This is a genomic window from Clostridium sartagoforme (genome assembly GCF_039521405.1).
Classification (GTDB): domain Bacteria; phylum Bacillota; class Clostridia; order Clostridiales; family Clostridiaceae; genus Clostridium; species Clostridium sartagoforme.
Genome location: NZ_BAAACH010000002.1, coordinates 1 through 1,776, shown reverse-complemented (window position 1 = coordinate 1,776; position 1,776 = coordinate 1). Strand labels below are relative to the sequence as shown.

The 1,776-nt window shown below is 28.7% G+C and carries 1 protein-coding gene and 1 tRNA gene; one reads left to right on the top strand and one right to left on the bottom strand.

Annotated features, from left to right (window positions below; all coding sequences use genetic code 11):
- Window positions 1–25: 25 nt before the first annotated feature.
- Window positions 26–100: transfer RNA gene (locus ABDZ60_RS00180), tRNA-Glu, on the bottom strand.
- Window positions 101–435: 335 nt separating this feature from the next.
- On the opposite strand from ABDZ60_RS00180, the gene ABDZ60_RS00175 reads away from it, so the two are divergent.
- Window positions 436–1,680 (top strand): BaiN/RdsA family NAD(P)/FAD-dependent oxidoreductase, encoded by a 1,245-nt coding sequence (locus ABDZ60_RS00175; RefSeq protein WP_343774948.1) that lies wholly within the window; start codon window positions 436–438, stop codon window positions 1,678–1,680.
- Window positions 1,681–1,776: the final 96 nt, after the last annotated feature.

The following is a 1,776-nucleotide window of genomic DNA, read 5'->3' as shown; positions in this document are numbered from 1 at the left end:
TCCCAGCTGAGCTATGCTTCCATACTGGTGACTCCTAGGGGAATCGAACCCCTGTTACCACCGTGAAAGGGTGGTGTCTTGACCGCTTGACCAAGGAGCCTTGCTTTGCTTTCGCCGTCACATTCTGTCGGCGAGCACATTAACTATAATACATAAATTTTAATATAGTGTCAACACTTTTTAACAACTTTTTTTTTTATTTTTAAATTCTACCATTAATACATTGATTTATGTTAATAATATAATAAAGTTATTTCTTTACTTTAGTTTGTTATATCTTATTTTAACTTTCTTTTGATTATTTGATACTTCTTATTATATACCATATTTCAATAAATTATATTATAATTTTAAATAATAATATTATTATTTAAATTAATATTAATAATATTTATGTTATTATTTAAATTAACTACTTTATTAAGGAGAATTCTTATGATACATCATGATTTAATTGTAATTGGCGGCGGTGCATCTGGCTTATCTGCAGCAATTACCGCTAAGGACTTCGGGATAGATGTTGCTATAATTGAAAGCACAGATAGAATTGGTAAGAAGATTCTTACAACTGGAAATGGTAGATGCAATATATCTAATAATACAATTTCATACCCATTTTCTTCTTATCATAGCGAAAATACAGGATTTTTTTCAAATGTTTTATCAGCTATTAATGTAGATGATACGAAAGACTTTTTTTTATCACTAGGTCTTCCAATTGTAGAGTTACAAAATGGTAAAATGTATCCTAAATCTCTTCAAGCATCTTCTGTTGTAGATCTTTTAAAACTTGCATTGGAGGATAGAAATATTCCTTTATATACAAATTGTAAAGTAAAAGATATCCACAAGCAAAATATTTTTAAAATATCCACAAGTAATAAAGATAATAATTTATTCACATGTAATAAATTAATTTTAGCCTGTGGAGGAAAATCTGCAATAAAAACAGGCTCTGATGGTTCTGGATATATGTTAGCCAAATCTCTTGGTCATTCAATAATTGAAACTATCCCCGGAATAGTTCAACTAAAACTAGATAATTCATATTTAAAATCTATTTCTGGTGTGAAATTTGATGGATACGCTACATTACTTGTTAATGATCAACCAACAAGAAAAGAATTTGGAGAAATATTATTTACTGACTATGGTATATCTGGTCCTCCTATTCTTCAAATTTCAGGCTATGCTTCTAAAGCACTTTCTAAAATGAATAAGGTTGAAATATTAGTAGATATGATGCCTGATCAATCTATTGATGAAATTGAAGACTTTTTCGAAGGACATTTTGCTGTATTTGGACATCGACCAATAATAGATTCCCTTATTGGTATTGTAAACAAAAAGTTAATTCCTACTATATTAAAAGAATCAAGAATAAAAAACTTACACTCTTCTTGCTATGACTTACAATGGGATGATAAAAAAAGACTTATTAATATATTAAAGAATTGGAAGTTTAAATGTATAGGTACTAATGGTTTTAATCAGGCTCAAGTTACAATAGGTGGAGTTAATACTAAAGAAATTAATGAAAAGACCTTAGAATCAAAATTAGTTAAAAATTTATATTTTTGTGGTGAAATACTAGATGTTGATGGTGACTGTGGTGGTTTTAATCTTCAATGGGCATGGAGCTCTGGTCAATTTGTTTCAAGAAATATCGCAAGTTCTTAGAATTAAAATAAGGAGAAGTATTATGACTAAAATGGACCCTATATAGTAGACACTTATAAAAAGAGTCTATCTATATAAGGTCTTTTTTTGTACAAT

What these genes read in the sequence shown, in the direction of transcription:
- ABDZ60_RS00175 (WP_343774948.1), top strand. Translation starts at nt 436, where the DNA reads ATGATACATCATGATTTAATTGTAATTGGCGGCGGTGCATCTGGCTTA.